Origin of the sequence: Pseudomonas sp. B23(2017), assembly GCF_002113725.1 — a bacterium.
Classification (GTDB): domain Bacteria; phylum Pseudomonadota; class Gammaproteobacteria; order Pseudomonadales; family Pseudomonadaceae; genus Aquipseudomonas; species Aquipseudomonas putida_Z.
In genome coordinates this window covers 66,682-84,595 of record NZ_NEJM01000003.1, presented here as the reverse complement: position 1 = coordinate 84,595, position 17,914 = coordinate 66,682, and the positions used below count along the sequence as shown (strand labels likewise).

Annotated in this window: 17 protein-coding genes; 6 read left to right on the top strand and 11 right to left on the bottom strand. The window is 62.2% G+C overall.

Features of this window, described 5'->3' with window-relative positions:
* Nucleotides 1-63: 63 nt before the first annotated feature.
* The 4 genes from glpD to CAG46_RS06115 form a co-directional block, all read right to left on the bottom strand.
* The gene (glpD, locus tag CAG46_RS06130; RefSeq protein WP_084785256.1) at nucleotides 64-1,596 is read right to left on the bottom strand and encodes a glycerol-3-phosphate dehydrogenase; all 1,533 of its coding nucleotides are present in this window, start codon (nucleotides 1,594-1,596) and stop codon (nucleotides 64-66) included.
* A 252-nt stretch (nucleotides 1,597-1,848) separates the two neighbouring features.
* Nucleotides 1,849-2,604: a DNA-binding transcriptional repressor GlpR gene (gene glpR / locus CAG46_RS06125; protein WP_025340394.1), complete on the bottom strand. Its 756-nt coding sequence runs from the start codon at nucleotides 2,602-2,604 to the stop codon at nucleotides 1,849-1,851.
* Between the two features lie 276 nt (nucleotides 2,605-2,880).
* Nucleotides 2,881-4,380, bottom strand: a complete 1,500-nt coding sequence (glpK, locus tag CAG46_RS06120; protein ID WP_015271569.1) for a glycerol kinase GlpK — start codon at nucleotides 4,378-4,380, stop codon at nucleotides 2,881-2,883.
* A 51-nt stretch (nucleotides 4,381-4,431) separates the two neighbouring features.
* Entirely contained in the window at nucleotides 4,432-5,283 is an 852-nt protein-coding gene (locus CAG46_RS06115; protein ID WP_085614211.1) for an MIP/aquaporin family protein, read from the bottom strand.
* A gap of 303 nt (nucleotides 5,284-5,586) precedes the next feature.
* Here CAG46_RS06115 and ybaK point away from each other — a divergent pair, with 303 nt between their 5' ends.
* Entirely contained in the window at nucleotides 5,587-6,057 is a 471-nt protein-coding gene (gene ybaK, locus CAG46_RS06110; RefSeq protein ID WP_085590236.1) for a Cys-tRNA(Pro) deacylase, read from the top strand.
* 121 nt (nucleotides 6,058-6,178) lie between these two features.
* Here ybaK and CAG46_RS06105 read toward each other — a convergent pair whose 3' ends face one another.
* Nucleotides 6,179-7,288 carry an ABC transporter ATP-binding protein gene (locus CAG46_RS06105; protein WP_085614210.1) on the bottom strand — a complete coding sequence of 370 codons (1,110 nt, stop codon included), beginning with the start codon at nucleotides 7,286-7,288 and terminating at the stop codon, nucleotides 6,179-6,181.
* On the bottom strand, nucleotides 7,285-8,205 hold the full coding sequence (gene argF, locus CAG46_RS06100) for an ornithine carbamoyltransferase (protein ID WP_013973960.1): 921 nt from the start codon (nucleotides 8,203-8,205) through the stop codon (nucleotides 7,285-7,287). Before argF ends, CAG46_RS06105 begins: the two co-directional genes overlap by 4 nt.
* A gap of 397 nt (nucleotides 8,206-8,602) precedes the next feature.
* On the opposite strand from argF, the gene CAG46_RS06095 reads away from it, so the two are divergent.
* Nucleotides 8,603-10,711, top strand: coding sequence for a molybdopterin-dependent oxidoreductase (locus CAG46_RS06095; protein ID WP_085614209.1), 2,109 nt, complete (start codon nucleotides 8,603-8,605; stop codon nucleotides 10,709-10,711).
* Nucleotides 10,712-10,802: 91 nt separating this feature from the next.
* Nucleotides 10,803-11,138 (top strand): Grx4 family monothiol glutaredoxin, encoded by a 336-nt coding sequence (gene grxD / locus CAG46_RS06090; protein ID WP_003254949.1) that lies wholly within the window; start codon nucleotides 10,803-10,805, stop codon nucleotides 11,136-11,138.
* A gap of 57 nt (nucleotides 11,139-11,195) precedes the next feature.
* On the opposite strand, the gene bfr is transcribed toward grxD, so the two are convergent.
* The gene (gene bfr / locus CAG46_RS06085; RefSeq protein WP_003258014.1) at nucleotides 11,196-11,669 is read right to left on the bottom strand and encodes a bacterioferritin; all 474 of its coding nucleotides are present in this window, start codon (nucleotides 11,667-11,669) and stop codon (nucleotides 11,196-11,198) included.
* A 201-nt stretch (nucleotides 11,670-11,870) separates the two neighbouring features.
* Nucleotides 11,871-12,089 carry a bacterioferritin-associated ferredoxin gene (locus tag CAG46_RS06080; RefSeq protein WP_003254947.1) on the bottom strand — a complete coding sequence of 73 codons (219 nt, stop codon included), beginning with the start codon at nucleotides 12,087-12,089 and terminating at the stop codon, nucleotides 11,871-11,873.
* 224 nt (nucleotides 12,090-12,313) lie between these two features.
* Here CAG46_RS06080 and CAG46_RS06070 point away from each other — a divergent pair, with 224 nt between their 5' ends.
* A complete protein-coding gene (locus CAG46_RS06070) occupies nucleotides 12,314-12,916 on the top strand; it encodes a peroxiredoxin (protein WP_003254945.1) in 603 nt (200 codons plus the stop codon).
* A 159-nt stretch (nucleotides 12,917-13,075) separates the two neighbouring features.
* Here the strand turns inward: CAG46_RS06070 and rnt are convergent, their stop codons facing one another.
* Complete coding sequence (gene rnt, locus CAG46_RS06065) at nucleotides 13,076-13,687, bottom strand: ribonuclease T (protein ID WP_230388460.1); 612 nt, start codon at nucleotides 13,685-13,687, stop codon at nucleotides 13,076-13,078.
* 59 nt (nucleotides 13,688-13,746) lie between these two features.
* The gene (gene pyrC / locus CAG46_RS06060; protein WP_085614207.1) at nucleotides 13,747-14,793 is read right to left on the bottom strand and encodes a dihydroorotase; all 1,047 of its coding nucleotides are present in this window, start codon (nucleotides 14,791-14,793) and stop codon (nucleotides 13,747-13,749) included.
* Nucleotides 14,794-14,923: 130 nt separating this feature from the next.
* Between pyrC and CAG46_RS06055 the strand changes: the two genes are divergently transcribed.
* On the top strand, nucleotides 14,924-15,841 hold the full coding sequence (locus CAG46_RS06055; RefSeq protein WP_085614206.1) for an OmpA family protein: 918 nt from the start codon (nucleotides 14,924-14,926) through the stop codon (nucleotides 15,839-15,841).
* Nucleotides 15,842-16,114: 273 nt separating this feature from the next.
* Nucleotides 16,115-17,332 carry an argininosuccinate synthase gene (locus tag CAG46_RS06050; RefSeq protein ID WP_013973956.1) on the top strand — a complete coding sequence of 406 codons (1,218 nt, stop codon included), beginning with the start codon at nucleotides 16,115-16,117 and terminating at the stop codon, nucleotides 17,330-17,332.
* Between the two features lie 58 nt (nucleotides 17,333-17,390).
* Here CAG46_RS06050 and CAG46_RS06045 read toward each other — a convergent pair whose 3' ends face one another.
* Nucleotides 17,391-17,873, bottom strand: a complete 483-nt coding sequence (locus tag CAG46_RS06045; RefSeq protein ID WP_025340389.1) for a hypothetical protein — start codon at nucleotides 17,871-17,873, stop codon at nucleotides 17,391-17,393.
* Nucleotides 17,874-17,914: the final 41 nt, after the last annotated feature.

Genomic DNA, 17,914 nt, shown 5'->3' with positions numbered 1-17,914 from the left:
ACGCACCCGGTGCGCACTCACGGACGGCTTGCTCGCCGTTCCGTGGGTGCGGGCAGGCCACGGTCACGCCGCTTGGGTGCGCGCCTGCTGCTCTCGTTGCAGATAGTCTGCTAGCGCCTGTTGCTCGCCGGTGCTGGTGAACAGGCCCAGCTTGGTGCGACGCCAGAGAATGTCTTCAGCGCTGCATGCCCATTCGTTGTGTGCAAGGTAGTCCACCTCCCGGCCGAACAACCCACCGCCAATGGCCTGGCCCAGGTCTTCCGGCCCTTGCACGCCATCCAGCAACTGCCATACACGGCTGCCATAGGTCAGCACCCAGCGCCTGGCGATATCGACCGGCAACCAGCCACAACGCGCCAGCACCGCATCGACCAGAGCCTGCACCGTGGTCATCTGCTCACCACCTGGTAGCGGCGCGCCAGCGGTCCAGCTGCCGCGCATCTGTGGGAAGTGTGGCTTGAGCTCGGCCATGGCCGACTCGGCCAGTTTGCGGTAGGTGGTCAGCTTGCCACCGAAAACCGAGAGCAACGGCGCTTGCCCTTCACTGGCGGACAGCGCCAGGGTGTAGTCGCGGGTGACCGCAGACGGATTGTCCGATTCGTCGTTGCACAGTGGGCGCACGCCGGAATAGGTGTGCACGATGTCGCTGCGGCTGAGCTGGTGGTTGAAATGGGCGTTGACCACCTTGAGCAGATAATCGGTTTCCTGCTCGGTGATCGCGACTTTGGCGGGGTCGCCGCTGTATTCGCGATCGGTGGTGCCGATCAGCGTGAAGCGCTCCAGGTACGGGATGCAGAAGACGATGCGCTGGTCCTCGTTCTGCAGGATGTAGGCGTGTTCGCCTTCGTACATGCGCGGCACGATGATATGGCTGCCCTGGATCAGGCGGATGCCGTAGGGGGCATCGAGCTTGAGGTCATCCTTGATGAAGCTGGCCACCCACGGGCCGGCAGCGTTGACCAGGGCGCGGGCGCGAATGGTCTGCAGGCGGCCGTCAGCGTGCTGCAACTCCACCTGCCACAGGCCATCCACACGCTCCGCGCGCAGGCAGCGGGTACGGGTATGGATATGGGCACCTTTTTCCCGTGCGGCCATCGCATTCAGCACTACCAGGCGGGCATCGTCCACCGCGCAGTCGGCATATTCGAAGCCACGGCTGATTGCAGGCTTGAGCGGGTAGCCCGGGCCGAAGCGCAGGCTGCGCGAAGCACCCAGGCGCTTGCGCTTGCCCAGGTGATCGTAGAGGAACAGGCCGGCGCGAATCATCCAGGCCGGGCGCAGGTGCGGGCGGTGCGGCAGCACGAAGCGCATCGGCTTGACGATGTGCGGGGCTTTGGCCAGCAGCACTTCGCGCTCGGCCAGCGCTTCACGTACCAGGCGGAACTCGTAGTGCTCCAGGTAGCGCAGGCCGCCGTGGATCAGTTTGCTGCTGGCCGACGAGGTGTGCTGGGCCAGGTCGTCCTTTTCGCAGAGAAATACCTTGAGGCCACGCCCGGCGGCGTCGGCAGCGATGCCCACGCCATTGATGCCGCCGCCGATCACGGCGAGGTCATAGCAGTCGGCAACGGGGGGCTGGGACGAAACGGGCTGGGACACGGGCAAGGCCTCCTGGGGCTGTTCACATCGAATATGAACATTGATGTTCGTTTTCGAAAATACTAGCGCAACAGAAAGCCGGTCGCCAGTCAGTCTTTATAGAAAAAACTGATCAGATGACAATGAAATGAACATTTACGAAAATTTTGGATGATCGGTTTGAAAGATGTGACGTCTGTGGGATCGAGCGCGGCGCGGGCGACGCTCGATCTCACAGGCGCGACAAACCTTGCGGCATGCGCCTGTCAGCCCTCAAACCACCTCAAGCCGGATCTTGTACTGGTTCAGCAGCTGGGTGAGGGCGGGGGTTGGCGCCTGGTCGGTCACCAGGCAGTCGACCAGGCTGATCGAGCCCATGCGCACCATGGCGTTGCGCCCGAACTTGCTGGAGTCGGCGGCAAGGACCACTTGACGGGCATTGGCGATGATCGCCTGTGACACCCGCACTTCCTGATAGTCGAAATCGAGCAGGCTGCCGTCTTCGTCGATGCCGCTGATGCCCACCAGGGCGAAGTCGACCTTGAACTGGTTGATGAAGTCGACACTGGCCTGGCCGACAACGCCGCCATCACGGCGCACCGTGCCACCTGCCACCAGCACTTCGAAATCGTCCTTGGCGGCAAGGATCGCGGCCACGTGCAGGTTGTTGGTGATGACTTTCAGGTGGTTGTGGTTGAGCAGCGCCCGGGCGATGGATTCGGTGGTGGTGCCGATATTGATGAACAGCGAGGCATGGTCGGGAATCTGCCGGGCCACGGCTTCGGCGATGCGTTGCTTTTCGTCACGCATCTGGTCGGCGCGCATGGCGTAGGCGGTGTTCTCGATGCTCGAATCGTAGGCCGCGCCCCCGTGGTAGCGGCGTAGCAGATTGAGCTCGGCCAGCTGGTTGATATCACGGCGGATGGTTTGCGGTGTGACGACGAACAGCTGCGCCATCTCTTCGATACTGACGTAACCGCGTTCGCGCACCAGTTCGAGGATTTGTTGTTGGCGAGGGGGCAGATTCATGGGCGGTCCTTTGGGGCTGCCGGACAAATGCTGCAATGATGCCGTAGGACGCGGACTACGACCAGTAGACTATCGGGGCGGCCGCGGGGACAAATGCCCTGCATCGATTCTGTGGCCTGCGCTGGCGCTTTCTTGTAGGAGCGGCCTTGTGTCGCGAAAGGGCCGCGAAGCGGCCCCAGGATTTTCGCGTCATAGCAAATGCTGCTGGGGCCGCTTCGCGGCCCTTTCGCGACACAAGGCCGCTCCTACACGTGGTGTAGCGCCTGTCAGGCAGGATCAGGCCTCGTGATCTTCCCAGTCACGGGTACGGTCGACTGCCTTCTTCCAGCCGGCATACAGCTTCTCTTTCTGCGTTTCATCCAGCTGCGGGCTGAACTCGCGCTCGATGATCGCCTTGTCGCGCAGTTCGTCCAGGCCGCTCCAGAAACCACAGGCCAGGCCTGCCAGGTAGGCCGCACCCAGCGCGGTGGTTTCGCGCATCTTCGGCCGCTCCACGCAGGTGCCGAGGATGTCGGCCTGGAACTGCATGAGGAAGTTGTTGGCCACCGCACCGCCGTCAACGCGCAACTCGGACAGGCGCTGGCCGCAGTCCTGCTGCATGGCGTCGAGCACATCGCGGGTCTGGTAGGCGATCGATTCCAGAGCAGCGCGGATGATGTGGTCCACCTTCACGCCACGGGTCAGGCCGAACAGTGCGCCACGGGCATATGGGTCCCAGTACGGGGCACCCAGGCCGGTGAAGGCAGGCACCAGGTACACGCCGTTGCTGTCCTTGACCTTGCTGGCAAAGTATTCGGTATCCAGTGCGTCGTTGACGATCTTCAGTTCGTCACGCAGCCACTGCACGGTGGAACCACCATTGAACACCGCGCCCTCCAGCGCGTAGGCCACTTCGCCTCGCGGGCCGCAGGCGATGGTGGTGAGCAGGCCATGGGACGACTTCACCGCCTGGTCGCCGGTGTTCATCAGCAGGAAGCAGCCGGTGCCATAGGTGTTCTTGGCCTGGCCCGGCTCCACGCACATCTGGCCGAACAGTGCCGACTGCTGGTCGCCGGCGATACCGGCAATGGCGATGCCGCTCTTGGTGTGGCCGTAGACCTCGGAAGAAGGGCGAACCTCGGGCAGCATCTGCCGTGGGATGCCGAGGATTTCCAGGAGCTTGTCGTCCCACTGCAGGCTGTGGATGTTGAACATCAGCGTGCGCGAGGCGTTGGTGTAATCGGTGACATGCACCTTGCCACCGGAGAACTTCCAGATCAGCCAGGTATCGATGGTGCCGAACAGCAGTTCGCCGCGCTCGGCGCGTTCACGGGCGCCCTCGACATTGTCGAGGATCCACTTCAGCTTGGTGCCGGAGAAGTACGGGTCGGTGACCAGGCCGGTGGTTTCGCGAATGTAGTCTTCATGGCCGTCGCGCTTGAGCTGGGCGCAGATCTCGGTGCTGCGGCGGCACTGCCAGACGATGGCGTTGTACACCGGGCGGCCGGTTTCCTTGTCCCATACCACGGTGGTTTCACGCTGGTTGGTGATACCCAGTGCGGCGACCTGAGCGTGGCTGATGCCCGCCTGGGCCAGGGCCTCGACCATGGTCGCGCTCTGCGTGGCGAAGATTTCCATCGGGTCGTGCTCGACCCAGCCCGCTTGCGGGTAGTGCTGGGCGAATTCGCGCTGGGAGGTACCCACCACATTGGCGTCGCGGTCGAAAATGATGGCCCGCGAACTGGTGGTGCCCTGGTCCAGGGCGATGATGTAGTTCTTATCCTGGGTGTCTGTCATGGTCGTAGGCCTTGCGAAAATAGGGGTTCAGGGCTGGGCGTGATGCCGGCGTCAATTGACTTGAGTATCGCCCTGGCGACTGTCATTTGTCTCAGGGTTCACGGCGGCTGCCATTGGCAGGTTGCGGGCGATCAGGCCGCGATAGGTCGCGGCGCCCAGGCAGGCGCCAAGGATCGGTGCGAACACCGGAACCAGGAAATAAGGCATGTCCCGACCGCCAGTGAAGGCGATTTCGCCCCAACCGGCCAGGAAGGTCATAAGTTTGGGTCCGAAATCGCGGGCCGGGTTCATGGCAAAGCCGGTCAACGGGCCCATGGCGCTACCGATCACGGCGATCAGCAGGCCGATCAGCAGCGGGGCCATGGCACCGCGCGGCAGGCCGTTGTTGTCGTCGGTCAGGGCCATGATCACGGCCATCAGGATGGCGGTGATGATCACTTCGACCAGGAACGCCTGGCCGGTGGACAGCGATGGGTGCGGATAGGTAGAGAACACCGAGGCCAGTTCCAGGCTGGCTTCGCTACCGCGCAACATCGCGTGGGTTTGTTCGAAATCGAAGAACAGGTTGCTGTACAAGGTGTAGACCAACGCTGCGCCACAAAATGCGCCGCATACCTGGGCCAGCATGTAGAAGGGCAGCTTGCGCTTGTCGAAACCGGCGAAAAGGGTGAGGGCAATGCTCACCGCAGGGTTCAGGTGCGCGCCGGAAACACCGGCGGTGAGGTAGATCGCCATGCTGACGCCCACGCCCCAGATGATACTGATTTCCCAAAGGCCGAAGCTGGCGCCCGCGACCTTGAGCGCGGCGACGCAGCCGGTACCGAAGAAGATGAGCAGGGCAGTGCCGAGGAACTCGGCCAGGCATTGGCTGGACAGCGCGGGTTGGCGTAGAGCAGTCGTCATGTATGACCTCGTTTTTTTTGTTGTGAGGCGCGTGGCGCTCGACAGCAAAGCCCGGAGTCTATCCCCGTTGACCCCAGGCAGATGTAGGAAACGCACCTTAAAAGTGCATCATTTATTCAGAAACGAAAAAATATAGACAAGAAACGCTGATGTCAAAGGTCGAAAGTGAACGGCCGGTCACGATCTGGATGCTGGTTTCAGGTGCGGATCCGCGTACTAGAGGCGCGCAGTTGCGGTTCGCTGGCTGAGGTGTGGGAATTGTCCTAAAGTAGCCGCCGAGCTGTCCCCGACCGGAGCCCCCGCATGACCCCCGCCCTAGACCTGTTGAAGAAACACCGTGCCGAGCATCGTGTGCACAGTTACGAACATGACCCCAAATCGGCGTCATATGGCCTGGAGGCGGCGGAAAAGCTCGGTCTCGACCCGCAGCAGGTGTTCAAGACCTTGCTGGCGAGCAGTGAGAAGGGTGAATTGCTGGTGGCGGTGGTGCCTGTGGTGGGTACGCTCGACCTCAAGGCCCTGGCCCATGCTGCCGGGGTGAAAAAGTGCGAGATGGCCGACCCGGCGGTTGCGCAGCGGGCCACGGGGTACCTGGTGGGCGGGATCAGCCCGCTGGGGCAGAAGAAGCGCCTGCGCACCTTCATCGATGACTCGGCGCAGAACTTTGCAACCATCCATGTCAGCGCCGGGCGGCGTGGGCTGGAGGTGGAGTTGGCGGCCGTGGTGCTGGCTGAGTACACCCAGGGCAAGTTTGCCGGGATTGGTCGGGGCTGAGATTTCTGGGGCTGCTCTGCAGCCCATCGCGACACAAGGCCGCTCCTACAGGGGGAATACGTACCCTTGTAGGAGCGGCCTTGTGTCGCGATGGGCCGCAGAGCGGCCCCAGAATGTCGAATCAGGTCGCCGAACTGTACCGGCGCACCCCGTTCTCCTGCCGCGGCAACTGCGCCGCCACGCTGCCCGGAACCGGGAACAGCACCAGGTGATCGGCCTTGACCGCAATCCCCACATCCTCACCGACCTGATGGTCGTCATGGCTAGGGAAGATCGCTTCCAGCTGGCTGCCGGTCGGCAACTGCAGGCGGTACAGGGTCGATGCCCCAAGGAAGCTCTTGCCGACGATGTTCGCCTGCAGCGCGCTGCCCGGTGCGTGGACGATATCGTCAGGGCGTAGCAGCACATCCACAGAGCTGCCCGGCGCCATGATGTAGGCACGGTTGCCGCGCAGTTCACCCAGCTCGGTATTGACCGCTTCGTGGCTGATCATCTGCCCACGGATGAAATATCCCTGGCCAATGAAGCTGGCCACGAACGGCGTCTGCGGCTCGTGGTAAAGGTTGTAGGGCGTGTCCCACTGCTCCAGGCGGCCTTCCTTGAACACGCCAACCTGGTCGCTGACGGCAAAGGCCTCTTCCTGATCATGGGTCACCAGGATGGCGCTGGTGCCGCGGCTCTTGAGAATGTCGCGAACCTCATGGCTCAGGCGCCGGCGCAGCTCCACGTCGAGGTTGGAGAATGGCTCGTCGAGCAGCAGCAGTTGCGGCTCCGGTGCCAGCGCACGGGCCAGGGCGACCCGTTGCTGTTGGCCGCCGGACAGTTCATGCGGGTAGCGCCCGCCCAGGCCGCCCAGCTTGACCAGCTCGAGCATCTCTTCGATGACCTCGGCCTGGCGCGGGTGCTTGGCGATGCCGAAGGCAATGTTCTGTGCCACGGTCAGGTGCGGGAACAGCGCGTAATCCTGGAACACCATGCCGATGCGGCGTTTTTCCGGGGCCAGGGTGAAGCCAGCCCGGGAAATGACCTCGCCAGCCAGCTGGATCTCGCCGTCGTGCACGGGTTCGAAACCGGCGATGGCGCGCAGGGTGGTGGTCTTGCCGCAACCGGATGAACCCAGCAGGCAACCGATGTCGCCTGCGTTCAGGTGCAGATTGAGGTTCTGGACGATGCGCTGGTCGCCATAGCCGCAGGCGAGGTTGCGCAGGTTGAGCAGTAGGGGTTGACTCATGCGTGGTGGTAAGCCGGTTCTACAAGGAATTCGAGAAGGGCCTTCTGTGCATGCAGGCGGTTTTCAGCCTGGTCCCAGGCGACCGAACGTGGGTCGTCGAGCAGGTCATGGCTGATTTCCTCACCACGGTGGGCTGGCAGGCAGTGCATGAACAGGGCGTCGGGTGCCGCCAGGTCGAGCAGTTCGCGGGTGACCTGGTAAGGCGCGAAATGCGCCAGGCGCCGTGCAGTTTCCTCCTCCTGGCCCATGGAAGTCCAGACATCCGTGGTCACCAGATGGGCGCCGCGCACGGCTTCCTTCGGGTCACGCACGATCTGCACGTGGTCACCACCAATGGCCATGAAGCGTGGGTCCGGCTCGTAGCCTTCCGGGCAGGCGATGCGCAGCTGGAAGTCGAACTGCCTGGCTGCCTCGATGTACGAGTTGCACATGTTGAAGCCATCGCCGATCCAGGCCACGGTCTTGCCCTGGATCGAGCCGCGATGTTCGAGGAAGGTCTGCATGTCGGCCAGCAGCTGGCACGGGTGCGACTCGTCGGACAGCGCGTTGATCACCGGCACACGCGAGTTGGCGGCGAATTCGGTCAGGGTGCTGTGGGCGTGGGTACGGATCATCACCACGTCGAGCATGCTCGACAGCACGATGGCACTGTCGCCGATCGGCTCGCCACGGCCCAGCTGGGTGTCGCGCGGGGACAGGAAGATGGCCTGGCCGCCGAGCTGGATCATGCCGGCCTCGAACGACACGCGGGTACGGGTCGAGGACTTCTCGAAGATCATGCCCAGCACGCGGTTCTTCAGGGGCTCGAACAGCACGCCTCGCTTGCGCAGGTCCTTCAGCTCGATGCCGCGGCGGATCACCCCGAGCAATTCGTCGGTGGTGAAGTCCAGCAGGGAGAGAAAGTGCCTAGCGCTCATGATTGACTACCTTATCTGCAACGGTATGCAGGTCGACCGTATGGTTTTTTTTGACAACGGGAGTGACCTGCGGCGTAAGCCGCACGGGGGCGGACGAAATAGGGAAAGGCGCAATACTATAAGTAAATGTCGCCTGAAGCCAAGAGGGGAAACAGCTGCCCAGTACCAAAGGGTGTTGCAAAGGGTGTCTTTACCCGACGGGCAGTGCTGTTTTTTATTTGCTACAGAGGGTTGTACACGGCTTGCCGGCAATTTGGCAAATGGCTGTCGCAAATCGTGTGCCTGATGTCGGTGGATTCACGCCGCGAAGCGCGCTGGCCGGCGGCGGGGGCTGGGCGCATAGTCGATGTTCGACAACCCTCTACACATCCTCCACGACAACAAGGCAGAGGCGGCCATGACCAAGACCCTGCATCACCGTGCCTGTCACCTGTGCGAAGCGATCTGTGGGCTGAACATCGAAGTCAGCCATGACGACGACGGGCGGGCGCTGATCAGTTCGATCAAGGGCGACCCCCAGGACCCGTTCAGCCGCGGCCATGTCTGCCCAAAGGCCGTGGCCCTGCAGGACATCCAGAACGACCCCGACCGCCTGCGCCAACCGCACAGGCGGGTGGGCGAGCACTGGCATGCCATCGGCTGGGACGAGGCCTTTGCCCTGGCCGCCGACAGGCTGTGGGCGATCCAGCAGGCCCATGGGCGCAATGCGGTGGCGGTGTACCAAGGCAACCCGAGCGTGCACAACTACGGCCTGATGACCCACAGCAACTACTTTCTGGGCCTGCTGAAAACCCGCAACCGCTTCTCTGCCACCTCGGTGGACCAATTGCCGCAGCACCTGGTCAGCCACCTGATGTACGGCCATGGCCTGCTGCTGCCGATCCCGGACATCGACCAGACCGGTTTCATGCTGATCCTCGGCGGCAACCCGCTGGCATCCAACGGCAGCATCATGACCGTGCCGGATGTGGAAAAGCGCCTGAAAGCGCTGCAGGCCCGGGGTGGGCGCCTGGTGGTGGTGGACCCGCGGCGCAGCGAAACGGCGGCGATGGCCGACAGTCACCTGTTCATTCGCCCTGGAGGGGATGCGGCCTTGTTGTGCGGCTTGCTCAACACCCTGTTCACTGAAGGCCTGGCGCGCGGCTCGCACTTGCCGGTCGCCGGCCTGCAGCAGGTGCGCGAAGCGATCGCGCCGTTCAGCGCGGAGGCCATGAGCGCGCACTGTGGCATTGCCGCTACAGACATCCGCCAGCTGGCACGGGACTTCGCCGCGGCCGACAAGGCGGTGTGCTACGGCCGCATGGGGGTTTCGACCCAAGCCTACGGCACTCTTTGCCATTGGTTGGTGCAACTGATCAACCTGGTGACCGGCAACCTTGACCGTGAAGGCGGCGCGTTGTGCACCGAGCCTGCCGTCGACCTGGTAGCGACCACCTCGGGTGGCCATTTCAACGCCTGGCAGAGCCGGGTGTCGGGCTTGCCCGAGTACGGCGGCGAACTGCCCGTGGCGGCCTTGGCCGAGGAAATGCTGACACCCGGCGAAGGGCAGGTGCGCGCGCTGGTGACGGTGGCTGGCAACCCCGTACTGTCCACGCCCAACGGCCGCCAGCTGGATTTGGCGCTGGAGGGGCTGGAGTTCATGCTCAGCATCGACCTGTACATCAACGAAACCACCCGGCATGCCGACCTGATCCTGCCCTCCACCTCGGCGCTGGAAAACGACCATTACGACTCCACGTTCAACTTGCTGGCCGTGCGCAACGTGACCCGCTTCAACCGGGCGATCCTGGCCAAGCCCGAAGGGGCATTGCATGACTGGGAGATTTTCGTCGGGCTGGCACAAGCGTTCGCCAAACGCGCCGAGCTGGAGTTGAAGCCGACCTGGGCGCCAGCGCAGATGATCGACCTGGCCCTGCGCAAGGGGCGCTATGGTGAAGCGACACCCTGGCAGTTATCGCTGGCAGCGCTGGACGAGCACCCGCATGGCCTCGACCTGGGGCCATTGCGCGCCAACCTCGCAGCGCGCCTGACGACTGCCAGCAAGGCTGTCGAAGCGGCGCCCCAGGTGCTGCTGGACGACCTGGGGCGGTTGGCACAACAAGCCCCTCCGACGCCGGGCGAACTGCTGCTGATCGGCCGTCGCCATGTACGCAGCAACAATTCGTGGATGCACAATTTTCATCGGCTGGTGAAAGGCAAACCGCGACATCAGTTGTTGATGCACCCGCAGGACCTGCAGCAGCGGCAGCTGCAGGACGGCCAGCGGGTTCGTATCCGCTCGCGTACCGGGGAGCTTGAAGTCGAGGTGCAGGCCTGCGAGGACATGATGCCGGGCGTGGTGAGCCTGCCTCATGGCTTCGGTCACTCTCGTCGAGGCGTGCACATGCAGACCGCCCAGGCGCAACCTGGCGTGAGCGCCAACGACCTCACCGATGAGCGCCTGCGTGATCAGGTTTCTGGCAATGCCGCCCTCAATGGCGTACCCGTGCAGGTAGAGGCCGCGTAAGGAACGGTAAGGCCGAGCATGCTGCTCGGCTTTCCGTTACAATGCGTCACCGTGCCGACGACCGCGTCGGAAAGTTCAGCCGAGGTGCTACATGGATATCATCGAAACGATCAAAGAGCAGATTGCCAACAACACCATTCTGCTTTACATGAAAGGCTCGCCGAATGCCCCGCAGTGTGGCTTCTCTGCGCGTGCATCGCAGGCCGTGATGGGTTGTGGCGAGAAGTTCGCCTACGTCGACATCCTGCAGAACCCGGAAATCCGTGCGAACCTGCCAAAGTACGCCAACTGGCCGACCTTCCCGCAACTGTGGGTAGCCGGTGAGCTGGTCGGCGGCAGCGACATCATGCTGGAAATGTTCGAGAAGGGTGAGCTGCAGACCCTGATCAAGGAAGCGGCTGCCAAGGCCAAGGCGTCCGAGGCCTGAATTTCCGGCAAGCATGAAAAAACCCGCTGATCGCGGGTTTTTTCATGGGGCGAATATTTATTCTTCGCCCATCTGCGACTGCAGGTAGTTCTCGATACCAATCTTGTCGATCAGCCCCAGTTGGGTTTCCAGCCAGTCGATGTGTTCTTCCTCGGACTCGAGGATGTCTTCGAGCATGTCACGCGAGCCGAAGTCGCCAGCGGTTTCGCAATGGGCGATGGCTGCTTTCAGGTCGACCAGGCCTTTCTGTTCGATCTTCAGGTCGCACTCGAGCATTTCCTTGGTGTGCTCGCCAATCAGCAGCTTGCCCAGGTCCTGGACGTTAGGGATGCCTTCGAGGAAGAGAATACGCTTGATCAGTTTGTCAGCGTGCTTCATCTCGTCGATGGATTCCTTGTACTCGTGCTTGCCGAGTTTGTTCAGGCCCCAATCTTCGTACATGCGTGCGTGCAGGAAGTACTGGTTGATCGCGACCAGCTCGTTTCCGAGGATCTTGTTGAGATGCTGGATGACGCTTACGTCGCCTTTCATTTCGGGTTCCTGCCCTGTAGAAGTGTGCCAATACAGTGAAGTTTGAGCCCGATACTTAGGAGTGTCAAACCTAAGTTCTTGAATAATAAGTGAAAATTAATGGAAATAAGAATGTTTGTGAACCGCGTTGGAGCGCTAACTTATTGAATTGCGGGCATAAAAAAACCGGACGCAAGGTCCGGTTCTTCGAATTCTGGGATTTCAGGCCGCGGTAAATTCCACGGGGTAGGGCAGGGCTGCCTGGCTGACCTGGAGCTCGGTCAGGGTCTCGCGGACCACCTGCTTGGCCACGCAGGCACATTTGCCACACTGGCTGGCGACATTGGTCGCGGCTCGCACTTCCTTGTAGCTGCAGCATCCTTCATAGATCGCATCGCGGATCTGTCCGTCGGTAACGCCGACACAAAGACACACATACATAAAGGCTGACCATCGTTGGTGGGCTCGATGGGGTGGAGCTTAATGTTAATGAGAATGCTTGTCAAAGGAGTTTCTGAAAGGGCCGTGGTTGAGCGACCGGCGGTTGCTTCGTCGTTGGAGTCGGCCTGTCACCAGAAGCCGTGTATGATGGTCGGCCTTTGTTGGATGTCGGGCAAGCCCGTCTGGCCCGGCAAACGGTTTTTCACCCTCATCAGGAGATTACAATGAGCGTACTCGTTGGTAAGAAAGCCCCCGATTTCACCGTTCCGGCCGTGCTGGGCAATGGCGAGATCGTCGACAGCTTCAACCTGGCTTCGGCCATCAAGGGCAAGTACGGCCTGGTGTTCTTCTACCCGCTGGACTTCACCTTCGTCTGCCCGTCCGAGCTGATCGCCCTGGACAACCGCATCCCTGACTTCCAGGCGCGCAACGTGGAAGTGATCGGCGTGTCGATCGACTCGCACTTCACCCACAACGCCTGGCGTAACACCCCGGTCAACAACGGCGGTATCGGCCAGGTCAAATACACCCTGGCTGCCGACATGACCCACGAAATCTGCAAGGCCTACGACGTCGAGTCCGAAGGCGGCGTGGCCTTCCGTGGTGCCTTCCTGATCGACACCAACGGTGTTGTCCGTTCGCAGATCGTCAACGACCTGCCACTGGGCCGCAACATGGACGAGCTGCTGCGTCTGGTCGATGCCCTGCAATTCCACGAAGAGCACGGCGAAGTCTGCCCTGCCAACTGGAAAAAAGGCGACAAAGGCATGAACGCTTCGCCGGAAGGCGTTGCTGCCTACCTGAGCGAGAACGCTGGCAAGCTGTAATTGCCAAGCGCATGAAAAAACCGGCCCTTGTGGCCGGTTTTTTTGTGCCGTCCTGTGCCGTCCTCTTCGCGGGTAAACCCGCTCCCACAGGTACCCAACGGGCCTCAGCCATTGTGCGATCCCTGTGGGAGCGGGCATGCCCGCGAATGCTTTTTCAACTCAATCGTTGAAATCGCGCCAGCCGCCCATCTCTTTCCAGCGGTTGACGATGCCGCAGAACAGCTCGGCCGTCTTCTCGGTGTCATAACGCGCCGAATGCGCCTCACGCCCGTCGAAGTCGATGTCGGCGCTCTGGCAGGCCCGCGCCAGTACGGTCTGGCCGTAAGCCAGGCCCGCCAGGGTAGCGGTGTCGAAGCTGGAGAACGGGTGGAACGGGTTGCGCTTCAGGTCATTGCGCGTTACCGCTGCATTGAGGAAGCCCAGGTCGAAGCTGCTGTTGTGGCCGACCAGGATCGCCCGCTTGCAGCCATTGGCCTTGAGCGCCTTGCGTACGCCGCGGAAGATGTCGGTCAGCGCACTTTCCTCGCTGACCGCCATGCGCAGCGGGTGGTCCAGCTTGATCCCGGTGAACTCCAGCGCGGCCGCCTCGATGTTGGCGCCCTCGAATGGCTCCACCCGGTGGAAGTAGGTGTGCTCGGGGAACAGGAAGCCCTTTTCGTCCATGCCGATGGTGACAGCGGCAATTTCCAGCAGGGCATCGGTAGCGCTGTTGAAGCCGCCGGTTTCAACATCTACCACTACCGGCAGATAGCCGCGGAAGCGCTCGGCCATCGGGTGGCGCGAGCCGCTGCTGCCTTGGGTGTCCAGGTCGTCTTCGTAGAGGTCTTCGCTCACGCGTTTTCCTCCAGCAGGCGCCAGCGCAGTTTTTCGCCGGCGCGCAGCGGGACCACGGTCTGCTCGCCAAACGGCAGGCTGTCCGGGGCGGTCCACTCCTCGCGGACCAGGGTAATGGTGTCGGTGTTCGCCGGCAGGCCGTAGAACGCCGGGCCGTGCAGGCTGGCGAAGCCTTCCAGCTTGTCCAGCGCGTTACGCTGCTCGAATGCTTCGGCGTACATCTCGATTGCCGCGTAGGTGGTGTAGCAACCGGCACAACCGCAGGCGGCTTCCTTGGCATGACGGGCGTGCGGGGCCGAGTCGGTACCCAGGAAGAACTTCGGGTTGCCGCTGGTGGCCGCGTCCAGCAGCGCCACCTGGTGGGTGTTGCGCTTGAGGATCGGCAGGCAGTAGAAGTGCGGGCGAATGCCGCCAACCAGCATGTGGTTGCGGTTGTACAGCAGGTGCTGCGCGGTGATGGTCGCGCCGACGTTGGCCGGGGCCTCGGTGACGAACTGCGCGGCATCGCTGGTGGTGATGTGCTCGAACACCACCTTCAGCGTGGGGAAGCGCTCGACCACACGGCGCATGTGCTCGTCGATGAAGCGCTTCTCGCGGTCGAACACGTCGATCTCGCTGCGGGTCACTTCGCCATGCACCAGTAGCGGCATGCCAACTTCCGCCAGCGCCTCGATGGCCGGGAAGATGTTGTCGATGCTGGTCACGCCCGAGTCGGAGTTGGTGGTGGCGCCGGCAGGATACAGCTTGGCGGCGTACACGAAGCCGCTGGCCTTGGCCGCGCGGATGTCCTCGGGGCTGGTGCGGTCGGTGAGGTACAGCACCATCAGCGGCTCGAAGCGGCTGCCAGCCGGGCGGGCGGCCAGGATGCGCTCACGGTAGGCGCCGGCCTCGACGGCATTGCGTACCGGCGGAACCAGGTTGGGCATGATGATGGCACGGGCGAAAGTACGCGCCACGTCGCCAACGGTGTGGGGCAGGACGGCACCATCGCGCAGATGGATGTGCCAGTCGTCGGGACGCAGGAGGGTCAGGCGATCGGACATTGGGGATTCCAGGCGGGTCGAACTCAAGCCCCAATGCTACCGGAAAACCCTGGGTGGAGCACGGCTATCAAGTTTTCCGGCAGGCGTCCGATAGCCTGCAGGTAAGCCGTCAGAATTTGTGGAGCCGCCCGTGCGCCAGCGTTACCTAGCCCTGTTGACCCTGTTCGCCAGCCTGCCGGCCGGCGCGCTGACCTTCCAGACGCGCATGGAGAACATCGCCTGGAAGGTCGAGGGTGACCAGTTCGAATGCCGGCTGATCCAGCCGATCGACGGCTTCGGCAGTGGCGAGTTCGTGCGCCGCGCGGGCGAGCAGCCGGTGTTCCAGCTGCGTTCGGACAGCAACGTTCTGGGGGCGGGCACAGCCACCTTGCTGGCAGCCGCTGCGCCGTGGCAACCCGGGCGCAGTGACATCAACCTGGGCAGCGTGCGCATGGCTCGCACCGGGGTGCTGTTCAGTTCGTCCCAGGGCCAGGCCAGCCGCCTGATCAACGGCCTGCTCGATGGGCGCAGCACGGTGGTACGCAATTACACCGGCGAGGCGGGCAGGCCGATGGAAGTGCGTGTGCTACCGGTCAGCTTCGCCAAGGCCTACAGCGACTATCAGGCCTGTGCCGGCAAGCTGCTGCCGATGAATTACGACCAGGTGCGCCAGACCCAGGTGGGCTTCCCCGGGGGCGGCTTCGAGCTGGATGGCGCGGCCAAGGCGCGGCTGGACGTGATTCTCGACTACATGAAGGCTGACCCGACGGTGAACCATGTCGAGCTCAACGGCCACTCCGACAACAGTGGCAACCGCCTGACCAATCGCGACATGTCGCGCCGCCGGGCACTGGCGGTGGCCGACTACCTCAAGGCCCATGGCGTTCCGGAAGAGCAGATTACCGTGCGCTTCCATGGCGAGCGTTACCCATTGGCGAAGAACACCAATGCTGCCAACCGGGCGCGTAATCGTCGGGTGAATATTGAACTGGATCGGGTGACGGTAATCGAGAAGCCGGTTGAGAAGCCTGTCGAAAAGGCCCCTGAGCCAACACCTGCCAAGTCCTGAAGGCTGCGGAGCTTTCTGTAGGAGCGGCCTTGTGTCGCGATGGGCTGCGCAGCAGCCCCGGCAGTTTTCGCTGCATTGCTGAGATCCAGGGGCTGCTGCGCAGCCCATCGCGACACAAGGCCACTCCTACACGGCATTTCATACTTTCCGACGGTAAGTCGCCCTTCCGAAACTTCCTGTCGCTTTGTCGTCAGAAGCTGTCGCCCCACTGTAAATTTATCCGTAACGTCGTTAGAATCGATCCCTTTCCGTACAACCCCGTGGAGTGATGGCATGGCGGACGTAAAAAAGGTCGTACTGGCGTATTCCGGCGGCCTTGATACTTCGGTGATTCTCAAGTGGCTGCAGGATACCTACAACTGCGAAGTGGTGACCTTCACCGCTGACCTGGGTCAGGGCGAAGAGGTCGAGCCGGCTCGTGCCAAGGCCCAGGCAATGGGCGTTAAAGAGATCTACATCGACGACCTGCGCGAAGAATTCGTGCGTGATTTCGTGTTCCCGATGTTCCGCGCCAACACCGTCTACGAGGGCGAGTACCTGCTGGGTACTTCCATCGCCCGTCCGCTGATCGCCAAGCGCCTGATCGAAATCGCCAACGAAACCGGCGCCGACGCCATTTCCCACGGCGCCACCGGCAAAGGCAACGACCAGGTGCGTTTCGAACTGGGCGCCTACGCCTTGAAGCCAGGCGTCAAGGTAATCGCCCCATGGCGTGAGTGGGACCTGCTGTCCCGCGAGAAGCTGATGGACTACGCCGAGAAGCACGGCATCCCGATCGAGCGCCACGGCAAGAAGAAGTCGCCGTACTCGATGGACGCCAACCTGCTGCACATCTCCTACGAAGGCGGTGTCCTGGAAGATACCTGGACCGAGCACGAAGAAGACATGTGGCGCTGGAGCGTCTCGCCCGAGAACGCCCCGGACCAGGCTACCTACATCGAGCTGACCTACCGCAACGGTGACATCGTTGCCATCGACGGTGTCGAGAAGACCCCGGCCACCGTCCTGGCCGACCTGAACCGTATCGGTGGTGCCAATGGCATCGGCCGTCTGGACATCGTCGAGAACCGTTACGTCGGCATGAAGTCGCGTGGCTGCTACGAGACCCCAGGCGGCACCATCATGCTCAAGGCTCACCGTGCCATCGAGTCGATCACCCTGGACCGCGAAGTCGCTCACCTGAAGGATGAGCTGATGCCGAAGTACGCCAGCCTGATCTACACCGGCTACTGGTGGAGCCCGGAGCGTCTGATGCTGCAGCAGATGATCGACGCTTCGCAGGTCAACGTGAACGGCGTGGTACGCCTGAAGCTGTACAAGGGCAACGTCACCGTTGTCGGCCGCAAGTCGGACGACTCGCTGTTCGATGCCAACATCGCTACCTTCGAGGAAGATGGCGGCGCCTACAACCAGGCGGACGCAGCGGGCTTCATCAAGCTCAACGCCCTGCGTATGCGCATTGCTGCCAACAAGGGCCGCTCGCTGCTCTGATCGCTGGCATGTGAAACAAGAACCCCGGCCCAGGCCGGGGTTTTTTTTGTCTGTGATATCAATGGCCGTCGTTCGCCTGCTGTCCATCAAGCGCGCTGATCGATAGTTGTGCGCACTGGCGCCTATCCAGGTTGCAAAAGCGCCACGTGCGCGCTTGCTGCGGCGGTTGGGCAAGGGCGGACAGCAATTGCTGCTCCATCATGCGATAGGCATCGGGGCCGGAAAACATGAATGTGACAGGCTCGCCCTGCAGCGCTTCGCTGGTATTACCGGGCATTGCATGTTTGGCCACATCGCTCTGTGTCGACGTGTTGTCATTTGCCGTCCTGTTTGATGAAGGGTCGTAGAACGACTTGTAATTGAAGTTGAGCGTGAGGAAGAACAGTGCCGTCAGGAAGAATGGGAAGCCCACCAGGAACCAGGTATAGAGCTTTTGGCTGGATTCGCTGAGAAACGGCAATGTGGCAAGGGCGGAGGCTTCGATAATCCCTGCGAAGATGGCAATGATCGTCAGCGGGGCGACAGGCTGTACTTGGTGCATATGGGTCGTCTCCAGCGATTTTGCACATCTTTACCTTACGG